16 protein-coding genes and 1 pseudogene are annotated in these 19,570 nt (G+C 58.9%); 12 read left to right on the plus strand and 5 right to left on the minus strand.

What is annotated here, in order from left to right:
• The first annotated feature begins 32 nt into the window (after positions 1 to 32).
• The 4 genes from AC07UR_RS24280 to AC07UR_RS24295 all read left to right on the plus strand — a co-directional run bounded on the left by AC07UR_RS24280 (position 33) and on the right by AC07UR_RS24295 (position 4,876).
• Entirely contained in the window at positions 33 to 833 is an 801-nt protein-coding gene (locus AC07UR_RS24280) for a DUF2092 domain-containing protein (RefSeq protein WP_234903050.1), read from the plus strand.
• Between the two features lie 53 nt (positions 834 to 886).
• Positions 887 to 1,156, plus strand: a complete 270-nt coding sequence (locus AC07UR_RS24285; protein WP_234942072.1) for a hypothetical protein — start codon at positions 887 to 889, stop codon at positions 1,154 to 1,156.
• Positions 1,157 to 1,202: 46 nt separating this feature from the next.
• Entirely contained in the window at positions 1,203 to 2,645 is a 1,443-nt protein-coding gene (locus AC07UR_RS24290; RefSeq protein ID WP_173422799.1) for a DUF1254 domain-containing protein, read from the plus strand.
• A gap of 308 nt (positions 2,646 to 2,953) precedes the next feature.
• Positions 2,954 to 4,876, plus strand: coding sequence for a mechanosensitive ion channel family protein (locus tag AC07UR_RS24295; protein WP_173422800.1), 1,923 nt, complete (start codon positions 2,954 to 2,956; stop codon positions 4,874 to 4,876).
• 43 nt (positions 4,877 to 4,919) lie between these two features.
• Here AC07UR_RS24295 and AC07UR_RS24300 read toward each other — a convergent pair whose 3' ends face one another.
• Positions 4,920 to 5,897 carry an AraC family transcriptional regulator gene (locus AC07UR_RS24300; protein ID WP_234903051.1) on the minus strand — a complete coding sequence of 326 codons (978 nt, stop codon included), beginning with the start codon at positions 5,895 to 5,897 and terminating at the stop codon, positions 4,920 to 4,922.
• A 538-nt stretch (positions 5,898 to 6,435) separates the two neighbouring features.
• On the opposite strand from AC07UR_RS24300, the gene AC07UR_RS24305 reads away from it, so the two are divergent.
• From AC07UR_RS24305 to AC07UR_RS24335, 7 genes are all read left to right on the plus strand, one after another.
• Positions 6,436 to 8,004, plus strand: coding sequence for a DUF1254 domain-containing protein (locus AC07UR_RS24305; protein ID WP_173422801.1), 1,569 nt, complete (start codon positions 6,436 to 6,438; stop codon positions 8,002 to 8,004).
• A 382-nt stretch (positions 8,005 to 8,386) separates the two neighbouring features.
• Positions 8,387 to 9,544, plus strand: coding sequence for an alpha/beta hydrolase (locus AC07UR_RS24310; protein ID WP_412728429.1), 1,158 nt, complete (start codon positions 8,387 to 8,389; stop codon positions 9,542 to 9,544).
• 113 nt (positions 9,545 to 9,657) lie between these two features.
• On the plus strand, positions 9,658 to 10,449 hold the full coding sequence (locus tag AC07UR_RS24315) for a hypothetical protein (protein ID WP_173422802.1): 792 nt from the start codon (positions 9,658 to 9,660) through the stop codon (positions 10,447 to 10,449).
• A 123-nt stretch (positions 10,450 to 10,572) separates the two neighbouring features.
• Positions 10,573 to 10,974, plus strand: a complete 402-nt coding sequence (locus AC07UR_RS24320; RefSeq protein WP_060584733.1) for a cysteine rich repeat-containing protein — start codon at positions 10,573 to 10,575, stop codon at positions 10,972 to 10,974.
• 4 nt (positions 10,975 to 10,978) lie between these two features.
• Positions 10,979 to 11,557 (plus strand): OmpA family protein, encoded by a 579-nt coding sequence (locus AC07UR_RS24325; protein ID WP_173422804.1) that lies wholly within the window; start codon positions 10,979 to 10,981, stop codon positions 11,555 to 11,557.
• A 233-nt stretch (positions 11,558 to 11,790) separates the two neighbouring features.
• Entirely contained in the window at positions 11,791 to 12,150 is a 360-nt protein-coding gene (locus tag AC07UR_RS24330; protein ID WP_173422805.1) for a DUF2147 domain-containing protein, read from the plus strand.
• A 459-nt stretch (positions 12,151 to 12,609) separates the two neighbouring features.
• Positions 12,610 to 13,068, plus strand: a complete 459-nt coding sequence (locus AC07UR_RS24335; RefSeq protein ID WP_173422806.1) for a hypothetical protein — start codon at positions 12,610 to 12,612, stop codon at positions 13,066 to 13,068.
• Positions 13,069 to 13,390: 322 nt separating this feature from the next.
• On the opposite strand, the gene AC07UR_RS24340 is transcribed toward AC07UR_RS24335, so the two are convergent.
• From AC07UR_RS24340 to AC07UR_RS24355, 4 genes are all read right to left on the minus strand, one after another.
• Complete coding sequence (locus tag AC07UR_RS24340; RefSeq protein ID WP_234942070.1) at positions 13,391 to 14,881, minus strand: ISKra4 family transposase; 1,491 nt, start codon at positions 14,879 to 14,881, stop codon at positions 13,391 to 13,393.
• Positions 14,882 to 15,014: 133 nt separating this feature from the next.
• A complete protein-coding gene (locus tag AC07UR_RS24345) occupies positions 15,015 to 16,355 on the minus strand; it encodes a Do family serine endopeptidase (protein WP_173422807.1) in 1,341 nt (446 codons plus the stop codon).
• 198 nt (positions 16,356 to 16,553) lie between these two features.
• On the minus strand, positions 16,554 to 18,182 hold the full coding sequence (gene groL, locus AC07UR_RS24350; RefSeq protein ID WP_209792964.1) for a chaperonin GroEL: 1,629 nt from the start codon (positions 18,180 to 18,182) through the stop codon (positions 16,554 to 16,556).
• The gene (locus AC07UR_RS24355; RefSeq protein WP_234903093.1) at positions 18,164 to 18,529 is read right to left on the minus strand and encodes a co-chaperone GroES; all 366 of its coding nucleotides are present in this window, start codon (positions 18,527 to 18,529) and stop codon (positions 18,164 to 18,166) included. The genes groL and AC07UR_RS24355 overlap by 19 nt, the downstream gene beginning before the upstream one ends.
• A 361-nt stretch (positions 18,530 to 18,890) precedes the next feature.
• Between AC07UR_RS24355 and AC07UR_RS24360 the strand changes: the two are divergent.
• Positions 18,891 to 19,354: pseudogene (locus tag AC07UR_RS24360) on the plus strand (Hsp20 family protein).
• Positions 19,355 to 19,570 lie beyond the last annotated feature (216 nt).

The raw sequence follows: 19,570 nt of genomic DNA on the forward strand, positions 1-19,570 counted from the left end.
AACAATTCAACAAGCTTTCTGGGTGAGAGAGAATGGATGACGGACTGAGATTACCCGGCGCAGCTTGGCGGCGCCAGTTGACCGCAATGTTGGTGGCCGCTGGTTGCATGGTGGCCTGGCCAGTATCGGCGCAAGAAGGAATAGAGCCGGAGGCGCATCGGATACTGGCTGCAATGAGCGAAGCTCTCAAATCGGCGCCGACCCTCAGTGCCGACTATGACGTCGATCAGGAAGTCGTTAATCTGCAAGGTCAGAAAATCCAGTACAGCGCCTCCGGCTCCATCGCCGTCGATCGCGAGCGAGGTTTTCGAATGAAGCGCATGGGTCCCTTTGCCCAGGCGGAGGTGATATTTGATGGCGACACGATATCACTGCACGACAAAGTGCGGAACGTTTACGCGCAGCTTCGGAGCCCCGGTCCGAGTGTTCAAGACGCGGCCGAGGAGCTTCGCGCCGCCACCGGACTTGACGCTCCGGGAGCGGATTTTCTGGCAGGCGATCCCTATACGGTCCTCACTGACGGCGTGACGGAAGGAACCGTTGTCGGATCGGCCTTTATCAACGGGGTGGAATGCGACCATCTCGCGTTCAGGACCGACATTGTCGACTGGCAAATCTGGATCAGCAGGGGCAGTAGACCTTTGCCGCTCAAATACGTCATCACAACCAAATGGACCACTGGCGCGCCGCAGTATTCGCTGCGGCTCAGCAATTGGAAGTCGGATGGCATCGACGCGGCACAGCTCAAGTTCACCCCGCCGCCAGCTGCCAAGAAGCTGGAACACGTCCATGCCGATGTCACCGGCGAGCTTTCGCTGGAGGCAGTGCAATGAGGACGCGCAAGCTGCACGCAAAGATCCTTTCAGTCGCCATCGCCGGTTTCGTTATGCTCGCGGTAGACGCTCTCGCTCCTTGGCCGTTCGGCTCGTTCGTATCCGAGGCACATGCGGTCGTGGGACGGCCGTTGACACCTGGAAGTGTCGCCGGGGTCGCTCGCCGCACCACGCGCCGAGTGATCCGCCGCTCCACCGTTTATGTTGCCGCACTGCCCACCGGCTGCGTTAGCACGAGTGTCAATGGCACGGTCGTGTGGCGCTGCGGCGGGGTCTACTACCAGCCGTACGGCGGGCGTTTCGTCGTCGTTTACATTGACTGAACTCAGAGCATTACGTGACAACTCGATTTTTCGATGGAGGTATAGAATGGATATTACGCGTCGTGACTTGACGGCCGCCGGTCTTGGAGTGTTGGCGGCAGGTTCCCTCGCAAGACCTGGTGCTGCCGCCGACGGGTTCGTGGCAGATTTGCCGGAAGGGCTCGACGAATTCGCGCTCGCGGTCGAGGCGTACACTTATGCCTATCCTCTAGTGACGATGGAACTGACCCGACGCGTGATTACCAACGTCGCGGAACCTGAAGGAACCCGTGGCCCCATGGGGCATCTGATCAAGCTGCGCCAGTATCCGGACGCCAAGTTTCGGGACGTGACCGCACCGAACGCCGATACCCTTTATACGACCGCGTTCTTCGACGTGGGCGATGAGCCCTGGGTCATCACCCTGCCCGACCTGAAGGATCGTTACGCCCTGTTCCCGATGCTGGATGGCTGGACGACCGTTTTCGACGTTCCTGGAAAGCGCACGACGGGCACCGAGGCCCAGACATTCGTGGTGACGGGACCCGGCTGGGAAGGCACGCTTCCCGAAGGCGTGACCCAATACAAATCTCCGACGAGCATCGTTTGGCTGCTTGGACGCATCTATTGCACGGGCACCCAGGAGGACTACGCCGAAGTTCATAAGCTCCAGGACGAAGTGAAGCTCTACCCTTTAAGCGCCTGGGGCAAGGACTGGACAGCGCCCAAGGGTAAAGTCGATCCGGCCATCGATATGGAGACTGCCGTCCGCGAGCAGGTCAATGGCATGGATGCCATTGAATACTTCACCCTCTTTGCCGAGCTCCTGAAACGAAACCCGCCGAGTGAGGCGGATGCACCGATGATTGCCAAGCTCGCCGAGCTTGGCATTGTCCCGGGTCAGGATTTCGATAAAAGCAAGTTCGACCCGGCGTTTGCCAAGCGCGTGCCCCAGGTCGCATTCGCGCGCATCATGATGCACTTCAAGCTCAGCGATGGCGACGTGCAGGATATCGATGGCTGGGGTTTCACGACCAAGACTGGCATCTATGGCACCAACTACATCCAGCGTGCCTTGGTCACTGCGATCGGCCTTGGGGCAAACCGGCCACAGGATGCGGTCTACCCAACGTCGATGAAGTCCGGCGGCGGTCTGATCAAGCGGGCCTATAACGGTTCAGAAAAGTACGTCATGACCTTCAAGAAAGGCCAGACGCCGCCCGTGTCCGGTTTCTGGTCCTTGACGATGTACGATGCGGGGTACTTCTTCGTCGACAATCCGCTCAATCGCTATTCGATCAGTGCACGGCAGGACCTGAAGGCAAATCCGGACGGCTCGATCGATTTGTTCATTCAGAATGAATCGCCCGGGGCAGATAAGGAGTCGAACTGGCTTCCAGCACCCAAGGGCAAGTTCATTCTCATGATGCGCCTCTACTGGCCCAACGAGAGCAATCCCTCCATCATTGACGGTTCTTGGACGATACCGCCGGTGAAGAAGGTGAGCTAATTCCACCAGCCTGCATGCAGCCGCCGCGGATCCGGTTCCTGGCGGCTGCAAACATGAAGTCTCGGCGTCCACGTCTCTTGTTGAGCACGGTGCGACCGGTCCTCAGTGAAGATGAACAAATTACATCAGCTTCGCCCCTGTCATTGGTTTTTTGGAGACCAATAATTTGACAAAGGGGATTTGATCCAGTGGACCGGGCTTTTATGTACATCCTTCGGACTTTGCTATGCAGTCTGTTCCTCTGCCTTTGTGGGCTTACGCACCTGCAGGCGCAAACGCCTGTGCCCCCCATTTCTCAGGCGTCCAAAGTGGCCGAACTGCTGCGTCTGCTTGACGATGAGGACGTGAGGGTCTGGCTGGAGCAGAAGCAAGCCGCCGCTTCCCAGTCCCGCGATAATGAGGCAGTGTGGTTCATGGAGGAACGCGAGGCGCTCTTGCGCGCCCGCCTCAACGCGTTTTTCACCGCAGTGCCGCGCGTCAGCGATGAACTTTCGCGCGCCGTGTCTGCGATTTCCCAAGACGCGCGGAACAGCGGCGCAATGCCCACGGCGCTCGTGTTGGCAATCATCGCCGGCATAGCTTTTGCTATCGAATGGATTTTTCGCCATTCAGTGCCCGCCGTGCCCTTCCCCAACCCGCACTTGAGGCAGACCTACACGGAGTTTCTGACGCTCTCAATGTTCACGGCGACCGTCGCGATCCTCTTTCTACTGTTCGCCTGGCCGCCACTCGTTCGTGTGGTCGCACTCTACTCGCTTCTCGCTTTGGTCGCCTACAAGCTCGCAACAGCGCTCTGGCGCATCGCGCTGGCCGCGTCGATAATGTCGGCCCGCTCCTATTTGCGGGCCCGGATATTCACCGCATTGCTGGCAGCGACGATGGCATTCTCGGCTTTAACCGAACGCCTTGGTGTTGCAGCCGACGTCCGGTCAGCCCTCACTATCGGACTGTCCATCCCAATTGTTGTTCTGGCAATGGCGATGATCTGGCGCGAGCGCTCCAGCGATGTCAGATCGTGGCGAGACCGCCTCTCTCGCGCTATGGGCATCTCCGGCGCGGTCGTGCTCTGGCTGCTCTGGTGCGGCGACTTCATGGCTCTATTCTGGCTCGGTATCATGATTGTCCTTGTGCCGCGCGCTTTGTCGATTGCCGACAGCCTGATGCTTTCATTCTCGCCCTCTCGCTCAAATGAGCGAGACCCATCGGACCCGAAGGCGGTCCTGCTCGTCCGCGGAACGCGCGCCATAATTCTGATTGCAGCGGTCGATTGGGTTGCCTTCGTTTGGCGAAACAATTTCCCTTTTGTGTCCGGAGAAGTGACATTGATCCGGACGCTCATCGCCGGGGCATTCAACAGCGTCGTGATCCTGCTTATGATTGACCTCGTCTGGCAATTGGCAAAAGCCTACATCACCCGCAAGCTGAGCGATGTCGATGATGAGGGAACCTCTCGATCAAACGCACTCGCTCGAGAAAGCCGGCTTCGCACTTTGCTGCCCGTCTTCCGCAACGCTTTGGCAGCGGCACTTCTCTGTGTCGCGGCGCTCACGGTCCTTTCGGAGATGGGCGTCAAAATCGGCCCGCTGGTCGCCGGCGCGGGCGTCGTCGGGGTTGCAATTGGATTCGGCTCGCAGACCTTGGTCAAGGACGTCGTCAGCGGCATTTTCTATCTACTGGACGACGCCTTTCGGGTCGGGGAATACATCGAAGCCGGAAGCTATACGGGCGTCGTTGAATCCTTCAGCCTGCGTTCGGTGAGGCTGCGGCACCACCGCGGGCCAATCTTTACCGTACCTTTTGGTTCGCTTGGCGCGATCAAGAATGCCAGCCGCGATTGGACTGTCGACAAGTTCCGCATCCGTGTCCCTTTCAAAACCGACGTTGATAAAGTCCGCAAACTCGTCAAGGAGATCGGCGCACAATTGCAGGCCGATCCGGAACTCGGCTCGCTCTTCATTGAGCCGCTCAAGCTGAAGGGCGTCGAGCAGATCGGTGAGTACGGCATTGAGCTTGGCATCGCCTTCACCTGCAAGCCCGGGGAACAGACAATGATCCGTCGCAAGGCTTACGCGATGGTCATGCGGGCCTTCCATGACAATGGGATCGACTTTGCTCAGCCCGTGGTTCAGGTCAGCGGTGACGACAAGGAGACAGCCGCAGCCACGCTCGCGGCGCGGCAGTCTCCGGATAAGACGGCCGCGCCAGGCACCGCCTTGCCAGCTTCATTGTAGAAGCATGTGAAGCCAATGAGGCAATTGCTTTGCGAGGTCCTTACTACAGCTCGCTGGTTCGTTCTGACGCTTCGCTGTCGGGATCGCCAGCAGATAGGTTTTCTTTGACGCGAAACTCGCGAGGCCCAAATCCGGTCGCCTTACGAAACGCTCGCGAAAAACCCGCCGGAGAGGAATAGCCGAGATCTTCCGATATATTGGTGATCGACACGGTTCCATCGCGCAACATTTCCGTCGCACGCTGCATCCTCACCGCGCTCGTCAGGCCTCGGAAGTCGGCGCCTGCCAGTCGAAGCTCGCGCTGCAACGTCCGAACGCTTGTGTCCATTGTTCGTGCAGCCTCCTCAATCGACACTTCCCCTGCCAGGAGTTGGGCGCGAATCTGTGCAGTGGCAATTTCCAACAAGCTCCGAGGTGCACCCCCTGGACGATCGCGAGCGACATCCTCGAGAGTCACAATCGACCGAGATGTTCGTCGCGACGCAGCCATCAGCCGATGCCGCTCAACGACGACCGTCACTGCTGGCGCATTGAATATCACCGGGCATTGAAACACGTCCTCAAAGAGTGAGGTATGGCTTGGAATGGGGATGTCAAGTTCGACGCGAAGTGGCTGCCAATGGTCAGGCAGATATGCCTTGAAGAGGCTCAGCAGTTCGCCAGCGGCGGCACATGCGACCGACTCATACCCCCGAGTCCCTGCCAAAGCGAATTTATAGCCAAAGCGTAGTTCCTCCTTCGTGGTTGTAACGGTCAAATTGTCAAAACTGCTGTGATATTGCAGCGCCACAACGCTTCGCTTGACCGCTTCGCCGAGCGTGCCTGCTTCAGTGATAAACCGGCCGAAGCTGCCATACGCGGAAACGTCCATATTCGGCACGAGCAAGAGACCGAGGTTTGTGTCGCCCGCTGCCCTCGCCACGGCTTCGACGAACCCGACCACAGATTGCTGGGGAATGTAGACATTGCGGTCCTCGATCAATTCCACGTCGAAGCCCGCGGCGCGATTGGCGCGCAGCAACGCTCGCTCCCCCAGTTCGCTTCGAATAAACGCGGGCAAGCCTTGCAAGACGTGGCTCGAGATCACGGGGATCGCTGCTATCTGAGATGTTTCCTGAATTCGGGTTTGGCGTGAAATGGATAGTTTTCACATATTCGACCGCCGGTAGAATTGGCAAGCAATATCTGCAATTCGATGTAGACGAGACATACGCCTGCATTAATCAGCTATCCTTCAATATGCCGACAGCGGCATCCAACTTACCGGGCGGCCCGCCAAGCCACAGCATTGCCCATTTTGGGGAACCGATAGCGCCTGTTGGTCGGTCAAAAAACGCAAAGCGCATCTGACGTCATTCATCCTGAGAGACCCCGTCCTGAAGATGCTACGGAAACGAAACCGGGTCTTATCCTTTCACGCCAAGTCTCATCGGCCCCGGAGCGGATGGTCAATAATTCGTGCTTTGCAAAGCAATCATAAGTGGTAGGTTGCTGCAACTGTGCGTTTCCGGGGGCTGTCTGCGATTTGGCGGGAAATGGTAAGATTGGCGAGGGCAAACATGTTATCTGAAATGCTTCGTCCTGCGGTGTTGGCCGCGGCCGGTTTGCTTGCAACGACGCTGACTGCGGCCGGCGAGGTAAAAACCCCGGGTTACAATCATAAAATCCCCGAAAAGATCGTGACCCCGGACACGGTGGAAACCCGGTTCGGGACGCTGAAGTTCTTTGACGGGATGCCGGATGAAGCAACGGTCGATAGGCTCTATGACAATCTCGACCTCATGCGCGGCGTCGAGACATTCCTCAACGGGATCCCCGCCACATCCGTCGAAGGCATTCGGCTCGGACATCTGGAAATGGGCGCGGACACGTCCAACAAGGCAATCCTTCTTGATCAGCTAATGGATTCGGCGCCGCTGTTCCTCACCGGCAACACCGATACTGTCTATGGCAGCGTCGTTCTCGACGTGGGGAAAGACGGGCCGACGGTTGTGGAGATTCCTGCCGGGTCTGGTCCCGGCACGGTTAACGATGCCTATTTCCGCTTCGTGACCGACATGGGCGGGCCGGGCCCGGATCGCGGCAAGGGTGGCAAGTATCTGATCCTGCCGCCCGACTATAAGGGAGATCTCGTTCCGCCGGTCGGTGGCATGGAGGCAGAGGTCGACGGTGAAAAGTACTTCGTCGCAAAGTCGACCAGCTATGTGAATTGGCTGATCCTGCGTGGTTTTCTGGTCGATGGAAAGCCCGACGCGGCGGTGGCTTCCTTCAAAAGCGGACTGAAGGTCTATCCGCTCAGCAAGCGTGATAACCCGCCGAAGATGGAGTTCATCAGCGGATCGCGCAAGTCCTGGAATACTATTCACGCCAATAATTATGAGTTCTACAAAGAACTTCATACAGTCATCGATCGTGAGCCGACTTCGATGCTCGATCCGGAACTGCTGGGCCTGTTTGCCTCCATCGGCATTGAAAAGGGCAAGCCCTTCGCCCCGGATGCGCGGATGAAGAAACTGCTGACCGAGGCAGTCGCTGTCGGCAACGCAACCGCCCGCGCGCTGATTTTCCGACCGCGCCTCGACGGCTTCCGTCTCTATCCGAACAGCGCATGGGGGGCGGCCTTTGTCGGCGGCAGCTATCAATGGCTTCGGGATGGCGGCAAGGGTGGCCGTTATCTGGACGCCAGGACTCTGTTCTTCTACCAGGCGACGGTCAACACGCCTGCCATGGTGGAGCAGATGATCGGCGCCGGCTCCCAGTATGCATATGCTGCGACCGACCAGAACGGCGACTATCTGGATGGTGCGAAAACATACAAGCTTCGTATTCCCGCCAATCCGCCGGCCAAGGATTTCTGGTCGGTGGTGGTCTACGATCCGCAGACGCGCTCGCAACTCCAGACCGGCCAGACCTTCCCAAGCAAGAACAACAAGCGGGACAAGCTCATCGAGAATCCCGACGGTTCGGTCGAGCTCTATTTCGGTCCGAAGGCCCCCGAAGGCAAAGAGGCTAACTGGATCCAAACCGTCGCAGGTAAAGGCTGGTACACCCTTCTTCGACTGTATGGGCCTCTCGGGCCTTGGTTCGACAAGAGCTGGCGGCCAGGCGAATTCGAACCGATCCAGTAAACAACCCGCTGTCCGAACTGCAATATGGCGTCAAATGATAAGTCCGTCGTTTGCTTCCCTTGTAGTTAGGATCGGATGAAGAGGAGCAGCGGTCCGCCGGTGGACTGCTTGCTTCGGACGATGAGGGGGCTCGCCGGTGCATTCTCGATCCGCTCACGTTAAATTGCCGGGATCTCGTCCGCGAAATAGCGGACTCCGTGTCATCGCAAGCGGAGTTGATAAATTGACGCCACATCCATTCCGCAACGCCATATTCGGCGCATGCTCCTGGTCGTTTTCGTCATCCATCGTCGCGTGTTTGCTGCTGCTCTCGGCCTGCGCGAGTCGCCCGACAGGGGTGCTTGAACCGGTCGCGGCCAACCCGTCGGCCACTCAGGTTGAAATGCTGGTCGCGACAACCAGGGGCCGGGCGAGCAAGCCAGGTGAGATGTTCAGTGGCGAGCGCGCGCAAAGCCCAACGTTCGCGGACATTACCGTGTCAATCCCACCTGAGACCGCTCGCAAGGCAGGTGACGTCGCTTGGCCGCGAAAGCTTCCGCCGAACTCGGCGACGGATTTTGCGGCAGTGAAGGCTGACGAGATCGACCGGCTGGCCGCCGAGAAATGGTTGAACAGCCATGTGCGCAAGAGCTCGGACGGCAGCGTCCTTGTCTTTATCCACGGGTTCAACAACCATTTCGAGGATGCAGTCTTCCGTTTCGCCCAGATCGTCCACGACTCCGGCGCGCGCAGTGTGCCGGTACTCGCAACGTGGCCATCGCGCGGGAGTCTGCTCGCGTACGGATATGATCGCGAAAGCACCAACTACACGCGAAACGCAGTAGAAAGTTTGTTCCAGTACCTGGCGCGTGATCCCGAGGTCAAGGAAGTGTCGATCCTGGCACATTCGATGGGCAACTGGCTGGCACTGGAATCCCTGCGACAGATGGCGATCCGCAACGACGGACTGCCGGCAAAGTTCAAGAATGTCATGCTGGCCGCGCCAGACGTCGATGTCGACGTGTTCGGTTCGCAGATCAGCGACATGGGTAAGCGGCGGCCGCGCTTCACCCTTTTCGTCTCGCGCGACGACCGCGCACTCGCTGTTTCTCGACGCGTCTGGGGCAATGTCTCTCGGTTGGGAGCGATCGATCCGGAGCAATCCCCCTACAAGGAGGAGCTGGCAGCGAACGGGATCACCGTCGTTGATCTCACCAAGATCAAGGCAGGTGACGATCTGCACCACACGAAGTTCGCGGAATCGCCAGAAATCGTGCAACTGATTGGCAGACGCCTTTCGGACAGGCAGACCTTGACTGACAGCAGAGTGGGGCTTGGCGACCATATCGTCGCGGCAACCGCCGGGGCCGCGCACACCGTCGGAACCGCCGCGGGCCTGGTCGTTTCTGCCCCGGCAGCCATCATCGATCAAAATACCCGGCAGAACTATGCGCATCACGTCGAGACACTGGTCGGACCGTCCGGCGGAGCAAAATCAACCACAACCGATCGCGAGTGCAAACGAGCGAGCGGAACGAGTTCACGCGACTGCGACCGATAGTTCGACAGTCAACAGCATCCGAAATCCGCTTGATCAAACCGCGGTCCTCAGCCCGGTTTGAACAAAGACCAAAACAGGGGTTGTCCGCAACGGCGACCGTCACGGGAGATATCATGAAGATTTGCATTATTCGTACCCTGGCGGTAATCGGAACTTGCCTCGTCGCTGGGACGGTCAAGGCTGCGGACAGCTATTCCCCGATGACGCCGGAGCTTCAACAGACGACCACCGAAAGCGGATGGACCTTTTCCTTTGCCCCCTATTTCTGGGCGGCGGGATTGTCGGGGGAGGTAGCGCAATTCGGGCTGCCGGCGGTGGATGTCGATTCCAGCTTCGGTGACATCTTCGATAACCTCGAGTTCGGTGCGATGGCGATTGGTGAAGCCCGCAACGGTCCCTACAGCATCTTCGCTGACGTCATGTATACGAAGATTTCGGGGCAGGCGGGCACGCCAAGAGGCGTCCTCGCGACTGACGTGGAACTCACGTCCGAAACGTTCGCCGGACTGCTCGGCGCGGGATACTCCATCTTCGAGAGCGATACAGTGCAATTGGATGTGGTCGGCGGCCTGCGGATATGGTCCGTCGAAAGCGAGCTTTCCTTTCACGGCGGCCTTCTCGATGGGAGATCCAGAAGCGATGAGGCAACCTGGGTGGACGGTCTGGCCGGCGTTCGTGGCACCTATTCGCTGACACCCGAGCTCTATCTGACCGGTTGGGGCCTTGTCGGTGCTGGTGGCGCCGATCTCGACTGGGACGTCGCCGCGGCGGTGGGTTACCGGTTCATGGATTCGATTTCGATGGTTGCCGGCTACCGCGCGCTGGGCGTGGACTATAGCGACAACGGGTTCGTGTTCGACGCAGTTCAGCAAGGGCCGATAATGGGCCTCGTGGTGCGATTCTAGCGAATCGCCCTGCCGACTCGACTGGTTTCAAGAGCGCCTGATTAGAATTCAGCAGACACCTGTCCAAACAAGCCAAGCCACCTCAGATCTAAAGGGAGACGAGCGTTGAAGACGAGACGTACCATAGCAACCACATTGTTAATCGGGCTTGCGTTAACGGGCGCGACGCGCGCAGAAACCCTGAGCTACGCCGACGCCGTCACGAAATTGGCGCAGGACTGCGGTGCAGACATCAAAAAGTTCTGTCATGGCCTCAATCTCGGCAACGGACGGATTGCCGATTGCCTCCAGAAAAACGCAGCCAAAATCTCACCAGTCTGCGTCGGAACGATCACGACTGTGCTCACCTCGATCAGCCAGCGGGAGCAGGCCCAGGCCGCGTACGCCGGTGTCTGCAAACACGATATCGCCCAACTCTGCTCGAGCGTGAAGGGCGACGGCTACCGCCTGGCATGCCTCATCAAGGCCGAAAAGCGCGTGGGTAAAGCGTGCAATCAGGCGATCACCGATGCCGGCTGGAGATAACCAAATGACCAAGATTTCTTCCCTGCTCCTCACACTTTTAGTCGCTGCATCGATGGCACCGGATTTCGCGGCCGCTCAGGAGGTCTCCGAACAACGGATCGTCTTAGGGCTTGGCAAGCTCGTCGGCGCGGCTCCGTTGATCGACATCGCTATTCTCCGCCAGGAAGCCATGGACGGTGGCGGAGTGGCGATGGCGTCGCTTCCGAACTGGGGCAAGATCGCCAAGCTCCCGCAAATGGTTGTCGAGATCGACTTCGAGAACGACTCGGTCATGATCAAGCCGGAGTCCTATAGGTCGCTCGGCCTGATTGCCGATGCGCTTCATCACCCGAATCTCTGGGCCTACAAGTTCCTGATTGTCGGCCACTCCAGTTCAACAGGCAGTGACAAGCATAATCTGGAACTCAGCGAGAAACGCGCTGCGGCCATCGGGGAGATTCTCTCGACGACATTCGCAGTCGATCCTGAACGGCTCTACGCCGTCGGTGTCGGCGAGTACTTCCCGATCGATGGCTCAAAGGGCGATTCAGCGAGCAACAGACGCGTCCAGCTTGTCAATTTGGGTGTCTTCACGACGCCGTAACAATGCCTCCCGCCGGCAGACCACGCGTGCGCGCAATCGGCCTGCGCTCTCACCAAAGAAGCGCAGGCACTGCGGACTACTAACTCGAGGCTCGCATGACGTGCCGAGGATCCCATCTGCTCCCACCGGACCGCTTTAAGCCGGATACCCCCAGTCAAGCTTCTCACGGACGGGATGCGGTCCTTCATGAATGAACCAGCGGCCCCTGATGGCCGAAGACAAGGAGACGTGTCATGAGAATTACTATTCGCAAGATGGCGATGGCGTCAGCCATGATGGTGCTGACGTCCGGTGCAGCCCATGCCGACCCGATCGAAGGCGATTTTAGAACCCCAAAGACCGGCGCAACGGCAAAGGTTGCGGCTTGCGGAGCAAGGTTGTGCATGACCTACACGAGCGGCGCATTCAAAGGCAAGCAGTTCGCGACTTTCACGCCCACGGGCAATGGACAGTACTCCGGAAAGCTGATCGACTTAACCAATGGCGGCAAGGAATATACCGGCAAGGCCGAGATCGCCGGCAGCGACATCAAGGTGAGCGGCTGCGTCATGGGAGGCCTGATCTGTAAGGACGAAATCTTCGAAAGACTCTGAGTTCAGGTGGAACAGCGAGGCTGAGCGCGCGCGTACAAAATCTCCTTGGAGTGAAGACAGCAGATCCAGCAGCGGGCCGCAATGTAACATGGCTTAGGCGGGATTGGGCGGCTGAGGGAGCTTTCGACAAAGGACCAACGGACGCAAAAGACGCGGCGTATCTGGGGTTCGCAAGCTTCACGATACGCCGGGCGCCCTCCCCTGCAAGGTGGGGTTTTGTGATTGCTGATGAGGTATTGAAACTTGGGCTGGAGCTTCAACCCTCGACATCGCGGCCCACGATCACACGCCGACTGTTTGCGACCCAATGTGATTTCGCTGGACGCGTCTTCGCTCAGGGATGGCACCGCCATCGCCGGCTGTTTCATTGAACGGAAAGAGGTATGGAGCAGAACAAGGCTGCTGGACCGTGATTAGTCCAACGGTCCGCTTTGTAAAATGGTTTGTAGAGGTCAACTAATGAGCAATATTGCGCAGATTACCGGAAATATTGGCCTTTATCACGTTGCCCGCGAACTATCTCTGTCAGGGTGGAACGTGATGCCGACTGTCCGAAATGCTCGGGGCGCTGATCTATATGCTGCTTCGGAGGATGAGCGCACCATGCACCCTATTCAAGTTAAAGCACATAGTGGCAAACCGCAGGACACCTCGCTTGGATTACATCCTGAGACAATCGTAACCCCGTGGTGGGTATTCGTTGTCTATACTCGAACACCTGAGATAACCTGCTATGTATTGACGCTTGGCGAAATACACGACCGAATGGGACGTGATCCGGGCACTCGGTCAAGAAAGCCAGAACAGGAAAGAATATTCTGGCTTCATCGCAAATATTACACCCCCGGCAGCGAGTCGGAGATGAAAGAAGCACGCAACGCTTGGCATCGCCTTGGCGTGCCGAGGGTCATTCTGTAGCGGATCATTGCTCCAGGACCGAACAGACACACGGTAGGAGGATCAAAGGACAAATGCCTGCACGACTGCCGCTCACCGGCCGGCAGCCGAGATGTTGTAGCATGCACTCATGTTATCCAAACTCACTAGCCACAAGTCGCACTGGTCAGCAATTACCCACCTTTTCACCGCTACCGCTCGCGTTGTATACGACCTATCGTCGCCAGCGACATATCTTGACACCGCTGAGAGCGTTTGATCTGCCCATGTGTTGTTTTGCATTTAACTGCCAGACTCCGACGGCAATAACTTCAATAAGATGAGACCGGTAACTTCTCTGGGGTCAGGCGGCACGCAGGAGTGGTGGCTTGGGTTTGAATCTCGAAGGCATGTTCGGTTCTGGCTGTCGGAACGATGTTCTCAAACGATCGCGAAGTTCGCCGTTCAGCGCGGCCGTCCGGACCTGCATGAGCATGTGAGCGCCGTGGTGCGACCATCGCATCTGCTGTTTCTTGACCATCCACTTGCCAACAAGCGAATTTACCGCCGACTCGGCGAGGGTCGTAGCGACGCGAAATCCGGCTCTGTAGCGCTTTCCATAGTTGATGATCGCACCGCGGTTGGAACGGATATAGGTGAGCAGCTGCGAGCCCAGGCTGTGAAGCCGTGAAATCGAGAATTCACCTTCTCGCTGCGATTGCTTGAGACAGACCAGGAGCCGCTCCAGGTCGCGGATCGCCCGATCGATGCGGCCTTGCCACAAACGCCACTTCACGGCCTTGATGTCCCTGCCATTGGTAACGGGTAGCTCGGCGCGGTTAGAGTTGGAGCGGATCAGGTGATCGGCGATCTGCTGCATGGGCTGGATCTTCATGGCGATGTGGAACCAGTCGATGATGTGGGCTGTCGGCTTCGGCATCGCTCGGGGCAGCCGCTTGAGGATTTCGGCGCCGTCCGAGATCACGGTGACGTCACCGAAACCGCGATACCCTTCGCTCCGAAGAGCATGAAGGGCGCAATCCCGGATTGCGGTTCGGTCGGTGCTGGTGACAAAATAGCGGCCACCTGGTTCTCCCCGACCGCCGCGGCCGCATCGGGCCACAACGAGTTCGAAGCTTCGCGCCGAATTGGGATCGGCACTGCGGACATGAGCCGTGTCGATGCGGATGACGAACTCTTTGCGTCGGTCGCCGGGAAGATGCATTTCCAGCTGGCGCCGTTCATCAGTTTCATGAGGCCTTGCGCGCCGCTCCTCCTGTGCAATCTGATCGTCTAGTCGCTCGCCGATCTTGATGGTGCGCTTGCGCACGGTGGGATGCGTCTCCGTTGGTTCGACGGGTAAGAACTCGGCCAGCACCTTCACTGCCTGCCGGTACGGCATCATGCTTCCCAGCCGCGCTGTCAGTTCCATCAATTCGGGCGTCGCTCGATCGGGGCAGATTTCTTTCAGCGGTGCGAAGGCGCCGGCAATGCCGGGGTGACAATCCCGGCACAGCATCCAGCGGGGATTGCGGACCTCGACCGTGCCGAAGACGGTTCGGATCTGGCGCGTCGTGTAATCCTTGACCGGGCGGAACGTGTGGCAATCCGGGCAGACCCGACGAAAAAGGGAATAGGTCTCCGCTTCGTGGCTTACGACCACGCTCTGCAGCGCCGCCATGATCTTCTTGCCCTCTTCGATCGACAAACCGACCTCGCCGTCGAACAGGCGCTCCCAACTCTTATCAATTCGGACCTCACGACGAGAGACGTCGCCGAACTCGTTCTTCCCCTGGATCGTGATCGTCCATTCCACCGCCACCGTCGCCTCCTCCTTGAGCAAAGCGATGGTCATGAACCACTCGGGATTAACAATCCGTGCTCAACCCCTGAGAAGTTACCGGTCTCCAGCCAGGGCTGTAATCCATCGAGCAGATTTCCTCATCTCCCTCTCCCATCGATGTTAACGTCATGTGTCGGGCAACCACCTACCGGATCACCAGCAAGTGTTTCGACCCGGCGCGAAACAGATCGAGCGCTATCGTGCCACTGGCGTTCTTTAACGCTGTCTCGAGTTCCGCCACGGTCGCGATAGGCCGGCGATTGGCAGCAACGATCACATCGCCCATGCGCAGACCGGCTCGGGCCGCAGCACTTCCATCTTCAACGCTGGAAACAACCACGTTGCCGGCCGCATCCTGGAACTCAGCGCCCTCAAGGCGAGCGGGCATGGCTCCAGGCTTGGCAATTGCCTTGTCCGGCTCGATGCGCATTGACACCGTATTGCGAACCCGATCGCGCAGAAGTTCGATTTCGACCTCCGATCCGACCTGAGCCAGGCCGACACGATTGCGGAGATCTGCCGAGCCCGTGATTTTCCGATTGTTGACGGCGATGATGACATCGCCAGCTCGAAGGCCCGCCTGTTCCGCGGGGGAATCTTTCTCAACGTTGCCGACGACGGCGCCGTAGCTTTCCTCGATGCTGAGCGCTTCGGCGAGGTCGGGCGTCAGGTCCTGGACGGAGATGCCGATCCGGCCGCGCCGCACTTCGCCATGCTCGATCAGTTGCTCCATCACCGCCGACGCCATTGCGATCGGAACCGCAAAGCCGATGCCGACATTGCCGCCGGTGGGCGCGATGATTGAGGTGTTGACGCCGACCAGCAGGCCGTCCGCGGTCACCAGTGCGCCTCCCGAGTTGCCGGGATTAATCGAAGCATCCGTCTGGATGAAATCCTCATAGCCCTCGACATTGATGCCGCCGCGGCCAAGGGCGCTGACGATACCGGAGGTGACGGTCTGGCCAAGGCCAAACGGATTGCCGATCGCAACAACGGGGTCGCCGACCCGCAGGGCGCCGGAATCGCCGAACGAGAGCGCCGTCAGCTTGTCCGCGTCGATCTTCAGCAACGCGATATCGGTTGCCTCGTCGCTGCCGACCAGTTCGGCCGTGAAGCGGCGGCGGTCCTTCAGGGTTACCGCAATCTCGCCGGCGTCCGCGACGACGTGGTGATTGGTGAGGATATAACCTTTGTTGGCATCAACGATGACGCCGGAGCCCGCACTCAGCCGTTGCTGCTGCTCAGGCGGATTGAAATAGCGGCGGAAGAAGGGATCGTTGTAAAGAGGATTGGTTTCGGCGGAAGCGCGAGACCTTACTGCAATGTTGACGACCGCCGGCGTGACGTCCTCCAAGACATCGGCGAGCGATGGCTGGGTGCTTGCCGACATCGCCGACTGCGGCTGCGCCGCCGGGAACGGCGCAGGAACCAGGATGAGGACGAGTGCGGCGAATACGCCGACATATTTCGACGAACGCGTGGTCATTTTTGGGCCCGAACTCTTAAATTCCTCCTTCGGTGCACGGGCGAGGCTTGGGTAAAGCCCCCCGGAGTCACGATTTTGGCTCCTGCCAAACCAGCACCAGTTCGACAAACGCCGCGCCGATTCAAGCGAAATGCATCCCTTACTTCACAAGTCTATCCAAAGCCCACGCCCCGTGGGGGCGCGGACCTATCATTGCAGTCAGAAGTCCATGCCGGCTGCCGGCATCGGCGGGAGCGGTACATCCGTCTTCGGCTTCTCGGCGACCATGGCCTCGGTGGTGATCAGCAGGCCGGCGACCGAGGCGGCGTCCTGCAGCGCGGTGCGAACGACCTTGACCGGGTCGATCACGCCCTGATCGTAAAGATCACCGAACTCGTTCGTTTGCGCGTTCCAGCCATAACCAAAATCGGTCTTCTCGCGCAGCTTGCCGACAATGATCGAGCCTTCGGCACCCGCGTTCTCGGCGATCTGGCGCACCGGCGCCTCGATCGCGCGGCGAACCAGGTCGATGCCGTGCCTCTGGTCGGCATTCTCGGTCTGAGTGTTGTCCAGTGCTTTGACAGCCCTCAGCAAAGCGACGCCTCCGCCGGGCAACACGCCCTCCTCGACGGCCGCCCGCGTGGCGTGCATGGCGTCGTCGACGCGGTCCTTGCGTTCCTTCACCTCAACCTCGGTCGAGCCGCCGACGCGGATGATGGCAACGCCGCCAGCAAGCTTGGCCAGCCGCTCCTGCAACTTCTCGCGATCGTAGTCCGACGTGGTTTCCTCGATCTGTGCCTTGATCTGGGCGACGCGGCCCTCAATCTCCGTCTTCGAGCCAGCGCCATCGACGATCGTGGTGTTGTCTTTTTCGACGACGACCTTCTTGGCGCGGCCAAGCATATTGAGGGTCACGTTCTCGAGCTTGATACCGAGATCTTCAGAGATTGCCGTGCCGCCAGTGAGGATCGCGATGTCCTCCAGCATCGCTTTGCGGCGGTCGCCGAAGCCCGGCGCTTTGACGGCAGCCACCTTCAGGCCGCCGCGCAGCTTGTTGACAACAAGCGTCGCCAGCGCCTCGCCTTCGACATCCTCGGCGATAATCAGCAGCGGCTTTCCAGATTGAACGACCGCTTCGAGAACCGGCAGCAATGTCTGCAGGTTCGAGAGCTTCTTTTCGTGGATCAGGATGTAGGGTTCCTCGAACTCAACCCGCATCTTCTCGGGGTTGGTGACGAAATACGGCGAGAGATAACCGCGGTCGAATTGCATGCCTTCGACGACTTCCAGCTCCGTCACCGCGGTCTTGGCTTCCTCGACGGTGATCACCCCCTCGTTACCGACCTTTTCCATCGCTTCTGCGAGGAAGCGGCCAATCTCGATGTCGCCATTGGCCGAGATGGTGCCAACCTGGGCGATCTCGTCGTTCCTGGTGACTTTGCGGGCGTTCCGCCGCAGTTCCTCGACCACGGCGTCGACTGCTTTGTCGATGCCGCGTTTCAAATCCATCGGGTTCATGCCCGACGCCACCGCCTTCGCCCCTTCCTTGACGATCGCCTGGGCGAGAACTGTCGCGGTGGTGGTGCCGTCACCAGCGATGTCGCTGGTCTTCGAGGCAACCTCCCGCACCATTTGCGCGCCCATATTCTCGAACTTGTCCTCAAGCTCGATCTCCTTGGCGACGGTGACGCCGTCCTTGGTGATGCGGGGCGCGCCGTATGACTTGTCGATCACCACGTTACGGCCCTTCGGACCGAGCGTAACCTTGACAGCATTGGCGAGGATGTCGACGCCGCGCAGCATCCTTTCGCGGGCGTCGGAATTGAATTTCACTTCCTTGGCAGCCATTTTTCTACTCCTTCCTCAGGCAGCATTCCTTGTCTGGCATGGGTCCGGATCGGCACTAGGCTGCGTTTCACGCCCATCACGTCCGATTCCTTCATAATCAGGACATCCTCGCCATTGAGCTTGATCTCGGTGCCCGACCATTTGCCGAACAGAATGCGATCACCCACTTTCACATCGAGCGGTCGCAACTGCCCGCTGTCGTCGCGCGCACCCGGTCCGGCGGCAACGACCTCACCTTCCTGTGGCTTTTCCTTCGCCGTATCTGGGATGATGATGCCGCCGGCCGTCTTTTCCTCGGCCTCGATGCGGCGAACCAGGATACGGTCATGCAATGGACGGAACGTCATCTCGCTCTCCTCATCGACAAACAGATTTTTCAACGGGTCCTCCGCGCCGCATTCGGAGCGACCGACGCGGGGCGCGCCGACCCTTTCGGCATCGCGCGCAAATCGATCTGGTTTTTGTCTTTTCGAGTTTCAAGAGGGGATCAGAAATTTTTTAGCACTCTACACCATCGAGTGCTACCGGCATGAATTCATGAGACTATTTCGCGGAGCCGCCGCTCGAAAACTCCTGCTCCCTCTTGACGGAAGGTATCGTGATCCCCACCTCATCCTTGTCGACGCCCTGGTGGGTCGACACCAGTCAGGGAGCCCCAAGCTTCTTGGCGCTCCCTCGTACCTATGTTGCTCTACGGAGGATGTAGCTATGAGAACAAACCTCGACTTTTCCCCCTTCTACAGGTCGAGCATCGGCTTCGACCGCATCTTCGACCTGCTCGAAAACACGCCAGCCTCAACGCTGACAACGGGCCGCCCTATAACATCGTCAAACTGGGGGAAGATGCGTACCGCATCGCCATGGCAGTGGCGGGTTTCGCCGAGGACGAACTGACGATCACCCATGAAGCGAACATGCTCGTGGTCAACGGCGGGAAATCCGAGGATGAGGAGGTACAGTACCTCCATCACGGCCTCGCTCTACGGCCATTTGCGCGCAGATTCGAGCTAGCCGATCATGTCATCGTCGAGGGCGCAAAGCTCGAAAACGGGCTACTCGTTATCGATCTCAGGAAGGAAATGCCTGAGGAGATGAAGCCGCGTCGGATCGCCATCGAAAGCGAAATGACGAAGCCAGCTTCGAAGCAGATCCAAGGCGACAAGGCGGCCTGATTGAGAACATGCTGCTTGATCATCGCCGTTGCCAACAGGTGAAGGAAAGCAGCTTCGCCAAGGAGGAAGGAAGAAACGACGAAAGGATGAGCCATGAGTGTACGTGACCTGATCCCGTGGAGCCGTGGCAGCAGCCAGCTCCCGAACAGCTGTCGCGTGGCAAAAACCGATGACGTGGTTGACGGAACCCCTTGCGCGAGACAGACAATCCGGCCG

This window comes from Ensifer sp. GW821-FHT05G01, from assembly GCF_059419585.1.